General features: G+C 55.8%; 13 protein-coding genes. 11 read left to right on the top strand and 2 right to left on the bottom strand.

Translation table 11 applies throughout. The features are described from left to right. Positions 1-128 precede the first annotated feature (128 nt). Entirely contained in the window at positions 129-1,466 is a 1,338-nt protein-coding gene (locus tag Q1J43_RS09805) for a serine/threonine-protein kinase (RefSeq protein WP_301102309.1), read from the top strand. Between the two features lie 3 nt (positions 1,467-1,469). On the opposite strand, the gene Q1J43_RS09800 is transcribed toward Q1J43_RS09805, so the two are convergent. Next, on the bottom strand, positions 1,470-2,537 hold the full coding sequence (locus tag Q1J43_RS09800) for a VCBS repeat-containing protein (protein WP_301102308.1): 1,068 nt from the start codon (positions 2,535-2,537) through the stop codon (positions 1,470-1,472). 168 nt (positions 2,538-2,705) lie between these two features. Next, complete coding sequence (locus Q1J43_RS09795) at positions 2,706-3,692, bottom strand: malate dehydrogenase (RefSeq protein ID WP_301102307.1); 987 nt, start codon at positions 3,690-3,692, stop codon at positions 2,706-2,708. 206 nt (positions 3,693-3,898) lie between these two features. Between Q1J43_RS09795 and Q1J43_RS09790 the strand changes: the two genes are divergently transcribed. From Q1J43_RS09790 to lpdA, 10 genes are all read left to right on the top strand, one after another. Beyond that, positions 3,899-4,639 carry a GntR family transcriptional regulator gene (locus tag Q1J43_RS09790; RefSeq protein WP_301102323.1) on the top strand — a complete coding sequence of 247 codons (741 nt, stop codon included), beginning with the start codon at positions 3,899-3,901 and terminating at the stop codon, positions 4,637-4,639. A gap of 61 nt (positions 4,640-4,700) precedes the next feature. After that, positions 4,701-5,093 (top strand): succinate dehydrogenase, cytochrome b556 subunit, encoded by a 393-nt coding sequence (sdhC, locus tag Q1J43_RS09785; RefSeq protein ID WP_301102306.1) that lies wholly within the window; start codon positions 4,701-4,703, stop codon positions 5,091-5,093. Beyond that, the gene (gene sdhD / locus Q1J43_RS09780; protein WP_301102304.1) at positions 5,087-5,434 is read left to right on the top strand and encodes a succinate dehydrogenase, hydrophobic membrane anchor protein; all 348 of its coding nucleotides are present in this window, start codon (positions 5,087-5,089) and stop codon (positions 5,432-5,434) included. The genes sdhC and sdhD overlap by 7 nt, the downstream gene beginning before the upstream one ends. Continuing rightward, entirely contained in the window at positions 5,435-7,219 is a 1,785-nt protein-coding gene (gene sdhA / locus Q1J43_RS09775; RefSeq protein ID WP_301102303.1) for a succinate dehydrogenase flavoprotein subunit, read from the top strand. 24 nt (positions 7,220-7,243) lie between these two features. Beyond that, the gene (locus tag Q1J43_RS09770; protein WP_301102302.1) at positions 7,244-7,957 is read left to right on the top strand and encodes a succinate dehydrogenase iron-sulfur subunit; all 714 of its coding nucleotides are present in this window, start codon (positions 7,244-7,246) and stop codon (positions 7,955-7,957) included. Beyond that, entirely contained in the window at positions 7,957-8,211 is a 255-nt protein-coding gene (locus Q1J43_RS09765; protein WP_301102301.1) for a succinate dehydrogenase assembly factor 2, read from the top strand. The genes Q1J43_RS09770 and Q1J43_RS09765 overlap by 1 nt, the downstream gene beginning before the upstream one ends. Before the next feature lie 70 nt (positions 8,212-8,281). Further along, positions 8,282-9,583 (top strand): citrate synthase, encoded by a 1,302-nt coding sequence (gene gltA / locus Q1J43_RS09760; protein ID WP_301102300.1) that lies wholly within the window; start codon positions 8,282-8,284, stop codon positions 9,581-9,583. Positions 9,584-9,682: 99 nt separating this feature from the next. After that, on the top strand, positions 9,683-12,523 hold the full coding sequence (locus Q1J43_RS09755) for a 2-oxoglutarate dehydrogenase E1 component (protein WP_301102299.1): 2,841 nt from the start codon (positions 9,683-9,685) through the stop codon (positions 12,521-12,523). Positions 12,524-12,535: 12 nt separating this feature from the next. Continuing rightward, positions 12,536-13,807, top strand: coding sequence for a 2-oxoglutarate dehydrogenase complex dihydrolipoyllysine-residue succinyltransferase (odhB, locus tag Q1J43_RS09750; RefSeq protein ID WP_301102298.1), 1,272 nt, complete (start codon positions 12,536-12,538; stop codon positions 13,805-13,807). Between the two features lie 106 nt (positions 13,808-13,913). Continuing rightward, on the top strand, positions 13,914-15,338 hold the full coding sequence (gene lpdA / locus Q1J43_RS09745) for a dihydrolipoyl dehydrogenase (RefSeq protein WP_301102297.1): 1,425 nt from the start codon (positions 13,914-13,916) through the stop codon (positions 15,336-15,338). The last annotated feature ends 508 nt before the right edge of the window (positions 15,339-15,846 follow it).

Genomic DNA, 15,846 nt, shown 5'->3' with positions numbered 1-15,846 from the left:
AGATTTATTATTTTCAAGCATTTTTTAATGTTTATTTAAGCAGGGTCGATAAATAGTGATGCGTTGCGCGGTTCTACTGCTAGGATTTCAGCTCTTGGATGTTGGTGCGTCTGGATAACGGTATTGGCATGGCGGATAAAATTGGCAAATACGAAGTCATTCGCACCCTGGGCAAGGGCGCGACTGCTGTCGTTTATCTGGCACGCGATCCGGATTCAAACCGTGAGGTCGCGGTCAAGCTGATTCGTTTCAGCGATGAAAACGCGGCCATGTCGCGCCGCTTGCGTAAACTCTTTCAGACCGAGGACTCGATCGGCCGGCGTCTGAATCATCCCAATATCGTCAAGCTTTATGACGCCGTAATTGAGGCTGATCGCGCCTACATCGTCATGGAATTCATCGACGGCACGGCGCTTGACTACTATTGCGCAATCAACCGACTGCTGCCCATGCACCGGGTGATCGGCATCATCTTCAAGTGCTGTCTGGCGCTTGATCACGCTTTCCGCCAAGGCGTAGTCCACCGGGATATCAAGCCGGCCAATATCATGATCGACGCCGACGATAATCCGAAAATTACCGATTTTGGCCTTGCACTGAATTTGCACAAGGACATGAACAAGGACTCGACCTTCGTAATGGGGGTGGGTTCACCGGCGTATATGTCGCCCGAACAGATCAAAAACTATCCGCTGAACCAGAAAACTGATCTTTATTCGCTGGGCGTCCTGCTTTTCCAGTTATTGACTGGACGCTTGCCGTTTCGCGCCAGTAATCAGGGGGCGCTGATTTATAAAATCGTCAACACAGACACGCCGTCAGTATGTGCGCTCAATCCAAACCTGCCTCCTGGTCTTGACCCAATCATCAAGAAAGCGCTGGAAAAGGACCTTTATAGTCGGTATCGCAATGGCGCTGAATTCGCTAAGGATCTGTCGACGGTCAGGTACCAGATCCTCGACGAGGACGCCACCGTGCAGGACACAACGCATTTTGAACGCTTGCGAAGAATAGAGTTTTTTACCGAATTTGAGGATATTGAGCTCTGGGAAGTGCTGCGCATCAGCGTCTGGCGTGAAGTGTCGGAAAAGGTCGTGCTCATCCGCGAGGGCAACAAAAGTCGTGTCTTTGGCATTCTGGTCAGCGGTGTCGTCGAAATTTCAGTGGGCGGCAAGTCCCTATGCCGTCTTGGTGCTGGCGAAGTAATCGGCGAAATGGCTTTTCTTCACCCCAGCGATACGACGCGTTTCGCGTCGGTGGTGACCCTGGAACCAATCCTTTTTCTCGAAATCAACAGCGCTGCGTTGGAACTAAGCTCTGATGAAGTGCGTGAACGATTCCAGAAGACGCTGATTACCAAGGTCTTGGGCCGCATGCGTGAGGCTAACAAGGCACTTGCCAAGCTGGGTCCGTCGGCGGTACGGGGCAACAGTGCCGGCTGTGATCTGGAACTGCTACCACCCTGACCGCTAAACGGTCAGGTCGATCTGTTGCAGTGTTCCGGCCTTGCCGTTTTCTTGCAGGAAGATTCCGCTCGATCTAATCTGGCCTTGCAGGGCGTTACTACCCTCCTTGAGGTCGAAGGGCGTGGCCACGCTGGCCAGGCTCAGGGCGCCGATATTCGCCTCTTTTAGCGTCGCCAGTTGATCCTTGCCGGCAGTGTCCTTGGTCCATACGAGTAACTGCTTATAGGCCGCATCGTTTTCATCGATCCAGCCGTTGCGATCGACATCGAGCGCCGCCAGCTCGGCAAACCCGTTGCCACTTTTTGCCCCGAAAAGTTCCGATCCGTTATTGATCTGACCATCGCCATTTCGGTCGAGTGCAAGAAAACCGCTGCCATCCGTGACAAAGTTGATAGCTTCGCTCGTGCCGTCGGAATTGAGGTCGAATTTGAAGCGTTGGCTACTCAATTGGGCTGCCGTGCCATCAAAATTAAGAACCAGTGGATCCTGCTTCTTGCGGGCATCACCGATGCGGATGCTGACATCGGACTCCTCGTGGTAGCTGCGCGCCATCGACAGCGATACGGAGAAATTGATTTCCTTGCCATCCGTCGTGTGCACTACTCCGTTTGCTGCAAAGCTGGTCTGCTCGCTTTCGTTATAGATTTCGTGGCGATCATATTCGACGCCATAACCGGCAGGCTGCTGCGCAGTCTGGGCCTGAGTTTGATTCGACTGATTGGGATCGTAAATGGTGGGCACCGAGACATCAACTTGCAATTGGCTCGCGTCAAAAACCTTGACTTCCTGCCCGGTCAGCATGGCAATCATGGCGCGGATCAGGCGCAGCATCGGGTCGTTTTCAACGGCGTCGATGCTGTCCTGAATGGCGCTGGCCTGGCTCGACTGGGTGGCTTTGCCGGCATCAGAGATTTGCACGGTGGGTGCGGGACTGGGCAGGTTCCCACGCCCGCTTCCCTCAAAATCGGGGCGGCGATTGCCGACCCAGCTTCGTAGCGATTCGCGGATTTCGTGCTGTTGCACTTTGCTATGGCTGGACACCATCTGCAGGGCGGTGCTGGCGATTTTCATGGCAACCTTCTTTGACATTGTCAAAGGAGTTAACGGCAGCGCAAAGCGATCACTTGAGCATTGTTTTGAGCTCGCTCGAATTTGCTGGTCGTGACCGATTGCGGCAATTTTTTTGCGGCGAAAAAAAGCCGCAGACTTGCTGCGGCTTGCTGAGGAGGCAATGCCTGTCTAAAGCATGGTCTTGACGGCATCCGCTTCGTCGGTCAGTTCCTTGAGTGTCTTGTTGATTTTCTCGCGTGAGTACTCGTCAATTTCTATGCCCTGAACAATCTTGTACGAGCCGCCATTGCACTCACAGGGGAAGCCGAAGACGATGCCGGCAGGAATGCCATAGGAACCGTCGCTTGGTACGCCCATGGTGACCCAGTCGTCGGAGCCGAGTACCCAGTCATGGATGTGGTCAATGGCGGCGTTGGCGGCGGAAGCGGCAGAGGACAGGCCGCGCGCTTCGATAATGGCGGCGCCACGCTTACCAACCGTCGGCAAGAAAACATCGTTGTTCCAGACTGGGTCGTTGATCAGTGTTTTGACGCTGTCGCCATTGGACGTGCAGTTGCGGTAGTCGGCATACATTGTCGGGGAGTGGTTGCCCCACACCGTCATTTTCTTCAGGCTTGATACCGGACGACCGGCTTTGGTTGCGGCCATAGAAAGCGCGCGATTATGGTCAAGGCGGATCATGCCATGGTAATTGGCCGGGTTGGTGCGGCCAACCTTGATGGCGGCGGAACGCGCAATGTAGGCGTTGGTGTTGGCCGGGTTTCCAACCACTAGAACCTTGACGTCTTCCTTGGCATGCTCGGCAATGGCCTTGCCTTGAACGGTAAAGATGGCGCCGTTGGCAATCAGCAGATCGGCACGCTCCATGCCAGGGCCGCGCGGACGGGCGCCAACCAGGAGACAGATGTCCGCATCCTTGAACGCAACATTCGGGTCGTCGGTGGCAAGCATGCCGGCAAGCAGCGGGAAAGCGCAGTCGTCGAGTTCCATCATGACACCTTGACAGGCCTTCTGGGCTTGCGGCAGGTCGAGTAACTGGAGAATGACTGGCTGGTCTTTCCCGAGCATCTCGCCGGAGGCGATGCGGAAAAGGAGGCTATAACCGATTTGACCGGCGGCGCCGGTGACGGCAACGCGCATGGGGGCTTTGGACATGGTGCGGCTCCTGTGGATAACAATGGGCTAGAAAAGCTGGAAGGCGACCGCTAGGTCGTCAGCAACTGGCTTATTCGAGGCGGGTAAAAACAACGGGGGATCATAAGAGCGAACGACTCGTGGTGTCAATTGATTGTCTTGTGTCTTATATAAGATGTTTGTATTAATATGGACTTAGTGAAAGATTTGTGCTGAAATTCCCGCCCATGACTCGGCCATCGAATACCCATTCCCCGACTTTCAGCCCTCTCTATCAACAGATCAGGGAGCTGATTACGAAAAGCCTCGAGTCCGGTGAGTGGGGGCCTGGCGATATTATCCCCAGTGAATCCGAACTGGCTGAGCGCTTTGGTGTGAGTCAGGGTACGGTGCGCAAAGCGATCGACGAAATGGCGGCCGAGAATCTGCTGGTGCGCCGCCAGGGTAAGGGCACTTTTGTCGATACTCACGAGGATCCCCGTTCTTACTTTCGCTTTTTACGTCTGGCGTCCAATGAGGGTGACCTGCTTGCGCTGAAAAGTGTTCCTCTTGAATGCTGGCGAGCCAAGGCCGGCACTGATGTTGCCCGTACTTTGGCGCTTGAGCCCGGAGCGTCGATCATCATCCTGCGCCGACTATTACAGAATGAGAATGAGCCGGCTGTTTTTGATGAAATTTATCTTCCTGGCGAGTTATTTTCCGATCTGACGCTCGATATTCTGAAATCCAGTGAGATGTCACTGTACAGTCTTTTTGAAAGTCGTTATGCCGTACGCATGATTCGTGCTGATGAACGATTGCGTGCTGTATCTGCCGACCGGGTCAGTGCAGAATTGTTGCAGGTGGCCGAAGGCAGCCCCTTGCTATTGGTCGAACGTATTACCTTTACCTATGGCAACAAACCGGTGGAATGGCGTCGGGGGTTTTATTCGACGCAAAATTTTTACTATCACAACGAACTGGGCTAGGGCATAGAACGATCGTGTTTTACGCAGGAATGACTGAGTTTCTTAAGGAGAGGTACTATTCATGGCAGAAATGACTATCAAGAAAAAACGTCCAAAAAACCTGGATCTTATGACGATCAGATTGCCCCTGCCGGGTATCCTGTCGATCATTCACCGTGTCAGCGGCGCAGGGATTTTCCTGTTGTTGCCTCTCCTTCTCTGGTTGTTCCAGAGCAGTCTGACCTCTCCTCATACGTTCGCGATGTTCAAAAGCTTTGTCGCAAATCCGTTGGTCAAACTTGTTCTTTTCGGATTGATCTGGCTTTACCTGCATCATTTTTGCGCAGGAATTCGCTATCTGCTTTTGGATATGCACAAGGGAATTGACCTCGAATCGGCGCGTCTTTCCAGCAAAATCGTCTTTGCGGTGAGTATCGCCCTGACCCTGATTATCGGAGTGAAGGTGCTATGGTAAATCGAATACTTGTCGGGGCTCACTACGGGCTTAAGGACTGGGTCATCCAGCGTGCAACGGCCATCATCATGGCCATATATACGGTTATTTTCCTGGCGGTGATTATTGTCGTCGGACCGGATTCTTTTGCCGCCTGGCGTGGAGTTTTCGCCAACGGTTTCATGAAATTCGCCACCTTCCTGTTCTTCGTCAGCCTTTTTTATCATGCCTGGATCGGTATTCGGGATATCTGGATGGACTACATTAAGCCGGATGGTCTGCGTCTGCTCCTGATGATTGCAACTGCTGCGGCGCTGGTCGGTTATGCCGGCTGGGCGGTGCAGATTCTGTGGAGAATTTAAGTGAGCAAGCTAACTATTCCCGTTCGCAAATTTGATGCGGTGATCGTCGGCGCCGGTGGCGCCGGTCTGCGCGCTGCCATCCAGCTTTCCGAAGCTGGTCTGAAGACTGCCGTGCTGTCCAAAGTATTTCCCACCCGTTCGCATACCGTGGCGGCGCAGGGCGGCGTCTCCGCCTCGCTGGGCAACTCCGAGGAAGACCATTGGCATTGGCACATGTACGACACCGTCAAGGGTTCCGATTGGCTCGGTGACCAGGATGCGATCGAATACATGTGTCGCAAGGCGCCCGAGGCAGTAGTCGAGCTTGAGCACTTCGGCATGCCGTTTGACCGGACCGATGAAGGCAAGATTTATCAGCGTCCCTTCGGCGGGCACATGTCCAACTTCGGCGAGAAGCCGGTTCGTCGAGCCTGCGCGGCCGCTGACCGGACCGGTCATGCGATGCTGCATGCGCTTTATCAACGCAATGTGCGGGCCAATACCCAGTTTTTTGTTGAATGGATGGCGCTGGACCTGATTCGCGATGCGGCAGGCCAGGTTCTCGGCGTCATTGCTTTGGAGATGGAAACCGGCCAGGTCGTCGCCTTTCACGCCAAAGCCACCATCTTCGCCACCGGCGGTGCCGGCCGCATCTACTATTCGTCGACCAACGCCTTCATCAACACCGGTGACGGGCTCGGCATGGCGGCACGCGCCGGGATAGCACTCGAAGACATGGAGTTCTGGCAGTTCCACCCGACCGGTGTGGCTGGCGCCGGCGTGCTGATCACAGAAGGCGTGCGTGGCGAAGGCGGCATCCTGCGCAATTCGGACAACGAGCGTTTCATGGAACGCTACGCACCGAACGCCAAGGATTTGGCGTCGCGTGACGTGGTTTCGCGGGCCATGGTGACTGAAATCAACGAGGGGCGCGGTTGCGGCCCGAACAAGGATTTCGTTTTGCTCGACATCACCCACCTCGATCCGGCGACGATCATGAAACGCCTACCCGGTATCCGTGAAATCTCGATCCAGTTTGCCGGCATTGACCCGATCAAGGCGCCGATTCCAGTGGTGCCGACCTGTCACTATCAGATGGGCGGCATTCCGACCAACTACCATGGTCAGGTCGTCAACCACGATGGCAGTGTCGTCAACGGCTTTTACGCCGCCGGTGAAGTGGCCTGTGCCTCGGTGCACGGCGCCAACCGGCTGGGGACTAATTCTCTGCTCGATCTGCTGGTTTTTGGCAAGGCTTCCGGAGACTCCGTCGTTGATGCGATCAAGAAAGATACCGTGGCGCACAAGGAACTTCCTGCCGATTTCGCCGAGCGCACACTGGCGCGGTTAAATCGCCTGAACACCCAGACGGGCGGGGCGAGTGTCAATGAAACCCGTCTCGAAATGCAGCGCACGATGCAGAAGCATTGCGGCGTATTCCGTTTCAAGGACATGCTTGTGGAAGGCGTTCACAAGATCTGCGAGATCGAGAAGGCGGTGCATCTGACCGAGATTGGCGACAAGTCGGAGATCTGGAACACGGCGCGCGTAGAGGCGCTCGAACTCGACAACCTGATCGAGGTCGCCAAGTCGACCATGGTCTCTGCCGAGGCGCGCAAGGAATCCCGCGGCGCGCATGTGCGTGACGACGCGCCGGATACCCCGACCAATCCTAACGGCAGGGATGACAAGGTTTGGCTCAAACATTCGCTGTGGCATCGCGAAGGCAGTACGTTAAGCTACAAGCCGGTGAATCTCACGCCGCTTTCCGTCGAAACCATCGCGCTTAAGACGCGTGCTTACTGACCGCGCGTCAAGGAGTCAATGACCATGCCTGCTCATACCATGCAATTCAAGATTTACCGCTACGATCCGGACAAGGATAGCGCACCGTACATGCAGGACATCTCGATCGAGGTTGATACGGCCATCGATCGCAAACTGCTCGATGTGTTGACCAAGATCAAGGCCAAGGACGACTCACTTTCTTACCGTCGCTCGTGTCGTGAAGGCATTTGCGGCTCTGATGCAATGAACATCAACGGAAAGAACGGGCTGGCCTGCCTGACCGAAATCAGCGAGCTCAAGGAGCCGGTTGTCCTGCGCCCATTGCCCGGTCTTCCCGTCATCCGTGATCTGATCGTCGATATGACGCAGTTCTTCAAGCAGTACCACTCGATCAAGCCTTATCTGATCAACGACACGCCGCCGCCGGAACGCGAGCGCCTGCAATCACCGGAGGACAGGGAAGAACTCAATGGTCTGTACGAGTGCATTCTGTGCGCCTGCTGTTCAACCGCCTGCCCGTCGTTCTGGTGGAATCCGGACAAGTTTGTCGGCCCGGCCGGCCTGCTCAACGCCTATCGCTTCATTGCCGATACCCGTGATGAAGCGACCAACGCGCGGCTCGATGATCTTGAAGATCCGTACCGCCTGTTCCGCTGTCACACCATCATGAATTGTGTTGAAGTTTGTCCAAAGGGTCTGAACCCGACCAAAGCCATCGGCAAGATAAAGGAAATGATGGTCAGGCGGGCGATTTGATGGAGGCCAGCGAGAAATTAAACCGTTTGCGCTGGCGTTGCACGCGCCGCGCCATGCTGGAGATGGATATACTTCTCGGCGGCTTTCTCGAAAAACGGTATTCCAGTTTGACTCCGGAGCAGGCGGCGGTGTTTGTCGCGCTGGCGGACATGGAAGATCTCGAACTGTGGCCTTTGATTACCGGTAAGCGAGAATGTGAGAATGCATTGCAGGCTGAAGTCGTGACCATGCTGAGGGACGTAAGAGTAAAGTAGTAAGCGAGTTGCACTGGTATCACGGCTGCTCGTCGATGATGTGAATTCAAAACCTGAACTGGAGATTTTTATGACGAATGAACGCAAGGCAACGCTGACCATTGAAGGACAGGATCCCGTCGAATTTTCGATCCTGTCCCCGGTTCACGGCAACGACTGTATCGACATTCGAACCCTGGCCGCCAAGACCGGCATGTTTACCTACGATTCGGGTTTTTTGTCTACTGCTGCCTGTCAGTCGAAAATCACCTTTATTGATGGCGACAAGGGCGAACTGCTTTATCGCGGCTACCCAATCGAGCAACTGGCGAAGCATTGCAACTTCCTTGATGTGGCTTACCTGCTGAAACACGGTGAGTTGCCCAACGCAAAGGAGAAGCAGGAATTCGTGGCCATCGTCAAGAAACACACCATGGTGCATGAACAGATGGCCAAGTTCTATCAAGGTTTCCGGCGTGACGCACATCCGATGGCGGTGATGGTCGGTGTGGTCGGCGCGCTCTCGGCCTTCTATCACGAAGCGGAGGACTTCTCCGACGTCGAGCACCGCAATATCAGCTTTAACCGCATCGTCGCCAAACTGCCGACGATCGTTGCGATGGCCTACAAGTACACCATGGGCGAACCCTTCATGTACCCGCGCAATGACCTGGGTTACACCGCCAACTTCATGTACATGATGTTCGGAAATCCCTGTGAGAAATACGAACCCAATCCGGTTCTGGTACATGCGCTCGACACCATTTTCACCCTGCATGCCGATCACGAGCAGAACGCCTCGACCTCGACCGTTCGCCTGGCCGGCTCGTCGGGCGCTAATCCCTATGCCTGCATTTCAGCAGGCATTGGCTGTTTGTGGGGTCCGGCGCACGGCGGGGCCAACGAGGCTTGCCTTAATATGCTCGAAGAGATCGGTGATGTGTCGCGTGTCCCCGAATACATCAAGCGCGCCAAGGACAAGAACGACACGTTCAAACTGATGGGCTTTGGCCATCGCGTATACAAGAACTTCGATCCGCGCGCCAAACTGATGCGTGGGATCTGCGCTGAAGTGCTGAAGGAACAGGGACTGGAAAATGATCGCCTGTTCAAGCTGGCCATGGAACTGGAGAAAATCGCATTGGAAGATGAGTACTTCATCGAGAAGAAACTCTACCCGAACGTCGATTTTTACTCTGGAATCGTCCAAAAGGCCATTGGCATTCCAACCACAATGTTCACCTGCATTTTCGCGCTGGCGCGCACGGTTGGCTGGATGGTTCAGTGGGAAGAAATGATTTCTGATCCGGAATTCAAGATCGGTCGTCCACGTCAGCTTTATACCGGAACACCGGCACGCGACGTTCCTCCTATCCACCAGCGCGATGACTGAAAATAAAGGCCGCCGCCGCTTTTTTCTATTGGCCGGAGTTGTTTTTCCCGGCCAATATTTCTGTAGAATCCCCGGCAACCATGACGACAGGTAACTGCAATGATGAATCAGCTGTTTGGCACTTCTCTCCTCTTCGGTGGTAATGCACCGTTCGTTGAGGAGATCTATGAAAACTATCTCGATGACCCGGCCTCTGTGCCTGGCGAGTGGCGTGACTATTTCGACAAGCTAGCGCAATTGCCTGGTGCTGTTGCTCGCGATGTTCCGCATCTGCCGGTCGTCCATGCCTTTGCCGAACAAGCGAAGAAGGGCGGCTATCGCGCTACGGCATCCAGGCCAGTTGATGACAAGAAACAGGTCAGCGTTCTGCAGATGATCAGCGCTTACCGAACACTGGGATCGCGCTGGGCCAATCTTGACCCGCTCAAGCGCCAGACACGCCAGAAAATCAACGAACTCGAACCGTCATTTTACGGGCTCGACGATGCCGATATAAACACGCGTTTCAACGCCGGCTCGTTCAAGGGCGTAGCCGAGCATGCCTCCTTCGGTCAAATCCTTGATACCCTCAAGGAAACTTATTGCAGTTCGATCGGTGTTGAGTACATGTACATCAACAACATCACCGAGCGCCGCTGGGTCCAGGCGCGCATCGAGCCGATCCGTGCCAAAGGCACCTATACCGCAGCCCAGAAGCTGCGTTTCCTTGAGCGTCTGACTGCGGCTGAAACACTCGAACGCTATTTGCATACCCGCTACGTCGGTCAGAAACGGTTCTCACTCGAAGGCGGTGAGTCGCTGATCGTTGCCCTGGACGAAGCCATTCGTGTCGCTGGTGGTCTGGGTGTCGATGATATCGTGGTTGGCATGGCGCACCGTGGTCGCCTCAATGTACTGGTCAACACGCTGGGCAAAGCACCGTCGATGCTGTTCGACGAGTTTGAAGGCAAGAAGTCGCAGAATCTGACCTCCGGAGACGTCAAGTACCACCTGGGCTATTCGTCCGACGTGTCGACGCCTGGCGGCCCCTGCCACCTGACGCTGGCTTTTAACCCGTCGCATCTTGAAATCGTCAACCCGGTGGTGGTCGGCTCCGTCTATGCCCGCCAGCTTCGGCGCGGAGAAGATGGCCGCGACAAGGTGATGCCGATCCTGATCCATGGCGATGCCGCTGTTGCCGGCCAGGGCGTCAATCAGGAGATGATCAACTTCGCCCAGACCCGTGGCTACGGCACGGGTGGCACGGTGCACATCGTGGTCAACAACCAGATCGGTTTTACCACCTCCGATCCGCGCGACTACCGCTCCTCGTTGTACTGCACTGATATTTTCAAGATGGCGGATGCGCCGATCTTCCACGTCAATGGCGACGACCCCGAGGCCGTGGCGTTGGTGACCCGTCTGGCTATCGAGTTCCGGCAAGAGTTCAAGAAGGATGTAGTCGTTGATCTCGTCTGTTTCCGCAAGCTCGGTCACAACGAGCAGGACGAGCCAATGGTTACTCAGCCGCTGATGTACAAGCGGATAAGCAGTCATCCGGGAACCCGCCGGCTCTACGCCGACAAACTGGTGGCCGAAGGCGTGCTGCCGGGCGATGGTCCGGACGATATGATCCAGAGCTACCGTGACCATCTTGATCGCGGCGAGTTGCTGTACAACCCGGTCATTGCGGGTTACACCAATCCGATTGTGATTGACTGGACGCCTTTCCTGCCGAAGAAGTACATCGAGAGTTGCGATACCACCGTTCCGGTAAAGGAAATCAAGCGGCTCGCCGAACGCTTGTCCTCGGTTCCCGAGGGCTTTACCCTGCACAGCAGGGTAAAGAAAATCATTGATGACCGTCGCCTGATGGGTCTGGGCAGCGTTCCCTTCGACTGGGGGATGGCCGAAAACCTAGCCTATGCATCACTGCTTGTCTCCGGTTATGGCGTTCGAATTTCTGGTGAAGATGTCAGTCGCAGCACCTTTTTTCACCGTCACGCCGTACTGCACGATCAGAACCGTGAAAACTGGGATGAGGGCGCCTATTGCCCATTGGCCAACCTCCAGGAAAAACAGGCAACCCTCCAATGCTTTGACTCCGTTCTTTCGGAAGAGGCGGTCCTCGCCTTCGAATATGGCTATGCCACCTCGAACCCCTACGAACTGGTGATCTGGGAGGCCCAGTTCGGTGATTTTGTGAACGGGGCTCAGGTCGTCATCGATCAGTTCATCGCTTCAGGCGAAACCAAATGGGGCCGCGCCTGTGGGCTCGTCATGCTCCTGCCGCATGGCTACGAAGGGCAGGGCCCGGAGCACTCATCGGCGCGTATCGAGCGCTTCATGCAGTTGTGCGCCGAGATGAACATGGAAGTCTGCCAGCCGTCGACCCCGGCGCAGGTTTTCCACATGTTGCGGCGTCAGGCCATTCGCAAGCAACGCAAGCCGTTGATCGTATTTACGCCGAAGTCGCTGCTGCGCCACAAGGACGCGGTCTCGACCATGGACGAAATCGCCAAGGGCGAATTCCAGACGGTGATCGGCGAAGTCGATCCAATCGATGTCAAGAAAGTGACTCGCGTCATCTTCTGTTCTGGCAAGATCTACTATGAACTCCTGGCCGCACGTCGGGCCATGAACATCAGCACGATCGCAATTGCCCGTCTCGAACAGCTCTATCCCTTCCCGCGCGAGGCGTTTGCCGCCGAGCTGGCGAAGTATCCAAAGGCTACCGAGATTGTCTGGTGTCAGGAAGAGCCGCGCAATCAGGGCGCCTGGTACTGGATCGCCTCGCGTCAGCATCTTGACCGCTCGTTCAACAGCAAACAGCATCTCTTGCTGGTTTCGCGTCCGGCGTCGCCTTCCCCTGCGGCTGGCTATTACAGCAAGCACAATGCACAACAAAAAGCGCTGATCGATTCCGCCCTGGGCGAAATCGGCCAGTACAAACCAGCTTAAATCGGAGAGAACATGATCATTGACGTTAAAGTTCCGCAGTTATCGGAATCGGTCGCAGAAGCGACCCTGGTGACCTGGCACAAGAAGGTCGGCGAGGCCGTATCGCGAGATGAAAACCTGATTGACATCGAGACCGACAAGGTCGTTCTTGAGCTTCCTGCCTCCACGAGTGGTGTGCTGGTAGAAATCATCAAGCAAAATGGCGATACCGTTGTTGCCGGGGAAGTGATTGCCCGAATCGACACCGAGGCTACGGCCACGGCAACTTCGTCCGCACCCGCTGCCAAGGCCGTGGCTGCGGTGGTTGTGACACCTCCAGCACCCGCCGCTAGCTCAACGAACAAGTCTGCTGCGGGTGTGGCGATGCCCGCTGCGCGCAAGATTCTCGACGAAAAGGGCATTGCTGCCGCCGAGGTGAGCGGTACCGGTCGTGGCGGTCGAGTCACCAAGGAAGACGCACTGGCGGCGCAGGCCAAAGCGGTTGCAGCGCCTGCACCAACGTCCCCCGCGCCGGCCCCGGCACCGTCCGCAAAGTCAGCGTTTGCCCTGGCGCCAGCGCCGAGCGTAAGCATCTCGCTTGGTGACCGCCCGGAGCAGCGCGTGCCGATGTCACGTTTGCGTGCCCGGGTGGCCGAGCGTCTGGTGCAGTCGCAGTCGACCAACGCCATTCTGACCACCTTCAACGAAGTCAACATGGCGCCGGTCATGGCGCTACGCAAGCAATACGGCGAGAAATTTGAAAAGGCGCATGGTGTCCGTCTCGGTTTCATGGGCTTTTTTGTCAAGGCCGCAGTTGCAGCCTTGCAGAAGTTCCCGATCATCAACGCCTCGGTCGATGGCAATGACATTGTCTATCACGGCTACATTGACATTGGCATTGCCGTCGGCAGCCCGCGCGGTCTGGTCGTTCCCATCCTGCGCGATGCCGACCAGATGAGCATAGCCGACATCGAGAAAAAAATTGGTGAATTCGGTCAGAAAGCCAAGGACGGCAAGCTGTCGATGGAAGACCTGACTGGCGGCACCTTCTCGATCTCCAATGGCGGCGTGTTTGGTTCGATGCTGTCAACGCCGATCATCAATCCGCCGCAGTCAGCGATCCTCGGCATTCATGCCACCAAGGACCGGGCGGTCGTTGAAAACGGCCAAGTCGTCGTTCGCCCGATCAACTACCTCGCCATGTCCTATGACCATCGCATTATCGACGGCCGCGAGGCAGTGCTCGGTCTGGTGATGATGAAGGAAGCACTGGAAGACCCGGCCCGCCTGCTGCTTGGGGTTTAGGGTTTAGTCAACAATTTACCGCACTCAACGCAGAGAACGCAGAGTTTTTTGATTTCTCTGCGTTCTCTGCGTCTCTGCGATCTCTGCGTTAATAGAGGTTTACACTATGTCCAAACAATTTGATGTACTCGTTATCGGTGGCGGCCCTGGCGGCTATGTGGCGGCCATTCGTGCTGCTCAGTTGGGTTTTTCTGTCGCCTGCTGCGAATCGAATCCTTACGCCGACCCCAAGGGCGAACCGCGCCTTGGCGGCACCTGCCTGAATGTCGGCTGCATTCCCTCCAAGGCGCTGCTGCACACCTCGCATCTGTTTGAAGAGGCCGGTCACGGTTTTGCCGCTCAGGGCATTTTTGTCGATACGCCGAAAATCGACGTGCCGACCATGGTCGGGCGCAAGAACACCATCGTCAATCAGCTTACCGGCGGCATCAAGGGGCTGTTCAAGAAGAACAAGATTACCCTGCTCAACGGCCACGGTTCTTTTGTTGCGCAAAGTGAAGGCGGCTGGCAGATCAAGGTCGGAGAAGAGCTTGTCGAAAGCAAACAGGTCATCATCGCCACCGGTTCCAGTGCGCGTCACTTGCCAGGAATTGCAGTCGACAACAAACTGATCTGCGATAACGTTGGTGCGCTCGATATTGATGCCGTCCCGAAAAAGCTGGCGATCATTGGCGCTGGCGTTATCGGCCTTGAAATGGGTAGCGTTTGGCGGCGCCTCGGTTCCGAAGTCACCATTCTCGAAGCCTTGCCCGAATTCCTCTCGGTAGCCGACCTCGATGTCGCCAAAGAGGCGGCCAAGATCTTCGCCAAACAAGGCTTGCAGATCCAGCTCGGAGTGCAGATCGGCGAGGTCAAAACGTCGAAGAAGGGCATCTCGATTGCTTTTACCGACAAGGATGGCAAGGGCCAGAAGCTTGAAGCGGATCGCCTGATCGTCTCGGTCGGGCGCATCCCGAATACCGACGGCCTCAATGGCGAAGCCGTCGGCCTCAAGCTTGACGAGCGCGGTCGCATCGACGTCGATGTACACTGCCGTACCAATCTGGCTGGAGTATGGGCCGTCGGCGATGTTGTTTCCGGACCAATGCTAGCGCACAAGGCAATGGAAGAGGCGGTGATGGTCGCCGAAGTGATGGCCGGCCAGTCAGGTCATTGCAATTTCGACACCATTCCCTGGGTGCTCTACACCAGCCCTGAAATCGCCTGGGTTGGCAAGACCGAACAGCAGCTCAAGGCCGATGGCGTCGCCTACAAGGTTGGCAAGATTCCCTTTGCAGCCAATGGCCGTGCGCTGGGCATGGGTGAAACGACCGGCTTCGTCAAGATGCTCGCCGATGCCGCCAGCGATCGTATCCTTGGCGTGCACATCATCGGAGCCAATGCCTCGGAACTGATTTCCGAAGCCGTGGTGGCGATGGAGTTCGGTGCCGCGAGCGAAGATCTGGCGCGCATCTGCCACGCCCACCCGACGCTGTCCGAGGTGGTGCACGAAGCCGCGCTGGCCTGCGACAAGCGCCCGCTGCATTTCTGAGCGCTGCCCCGTGAACCCTGAGTCTTTGGGCTCGCGGGGCGGGTGGCTGAAGCGTTAATAAGCACCAAACGTATTCCCATAAATACCGACTCAATCGGCCTCAAGCAACTATAGGGGTCCAGTAGGGGGCCAAGTATAGGGGTCCAGTGACTGCTCCAGCGTAGGCGTTGTGAAGGGACCGGCACCCATCTGACCCACCGTAACAGCGCTTTTTATTTTTGCATAGGCTTCTGTGAATTCTTCCAAAGCTTTGGCGGCGGCAATAGTCGCGGCTTTCGAGAAGCTCGATGCTTTGGAAGACATGACCAGCAGTTCACTTTCAGCGTTATGTCCGGCAGCGATAAGCGAAGCGGTCCACGCCTCTGCCGCCAGGGCAATTGCATCAAAATGCGAATGCCATTGTCGTCGACCCACAGAAATAATCGTTTACGCTCAATGAGTTACAGAGGGGCTGTTCACAGCGTTTGGAATTGTGTAGTTTTCTGTCTTTTTGGGGTGACTCATGGAG

The organism is Propionivibrio sp., from assembly GCF_029255185.1.
GTDB lineage: Bacteria > Pseudomonadota > Gammaproteobacteria > Burkholderiales > Rhodocyclaceae > Propionivibrio.
This window is presented reverse-complemented; position numbering and strand designations above follow the sequence as displayed.

Excerpts from the sequence above, each read along its gene's own strand:
- Q1J43_RS09790 (WP_301102323.1), top strand. The coding sequence starts at position 3,899 with ATGACTCGGCCATCGAATACCCATTCCCCGACTTTCAGCCCTCTCTAT.
- lpdA (WP_301102297.1), top strand. The coding sequence starts at position 13,914 with ATGTCCAAACAATTTGATGTACTCGTTATCGGTGGCGGCCCTGGCGGC.
- sdhD (WP_301102304.1), top strand. The coding sequence starts at position 5,087 with ATGGTAAATCGAATACTTGTCGGGGCTCACTACGGGCTTAAGGACTGG.
- Q1J43_RS09795 (WP_301102307.1), bottom strand. The coding sequence starts at position 3,692 with ATGTCCAAAGCCCCCATGCGCGTTGCCGTCACCGGCGCCGCCGGTCAA.
- odhB (WP_301102298.1), top strand. The coding sequence starts at position 12,536 with ATGATCATTGACGTTAAAGTTCCGCAGTTATCGGAATCGGTCGCAGAA.
- Q1J43_RS09800 (WP_301102308.1), bottom strand. The coding sequence starts at position 2,537 with ATGAAAATCGCCAGCACCGCCCTGCAGATGGTGTCCAGCCATAGCAAA.
- Q1J43_RS09805 (WP_301102309.1), top strand. The coding sequence starts at position 129 with ATGGCGGATAAAATTGGCAAATACGAAGTCATTCGCACCCTGGGCAAG.
- sdhC (WP_301102306.1), top strand. The coding sequence starts at position 4,701 with ATGGCAGAAATGACTATCAAGAAAAAACGTCCAAAAAACCTGGATCTT.
- gltA (WP_301102300.1), top strand. The coding sequence starts at position 8,282 with ATGACGAATGAACGCAAGGCAACGCTGACCATTGAAGGACAGGATCCC.
- Q1J43_RS09755 (WP_301102299.1), top strand. The coding sequence starts at position 9,683 with ATGATGAATCAGCTGTTTGGCACTTCTCTCCTCTTCGGTGGTAATGCA.
- Q1J43_RS09770 (WP_301102302.1), top strand. The coding sequence starts at position 7,244 with ATGCCTGCTCATACCATGCAATTCAAGATTTACCGCTACGATCCGGAC.
- Q1J43_RS09765 (WP_301102301.1), top strand. The coding sequence starts at position 7,957 with ATGGAGGCCAGCGAGAAATTAAACCGTTTGCGCTGGCGTTGCACGCGC.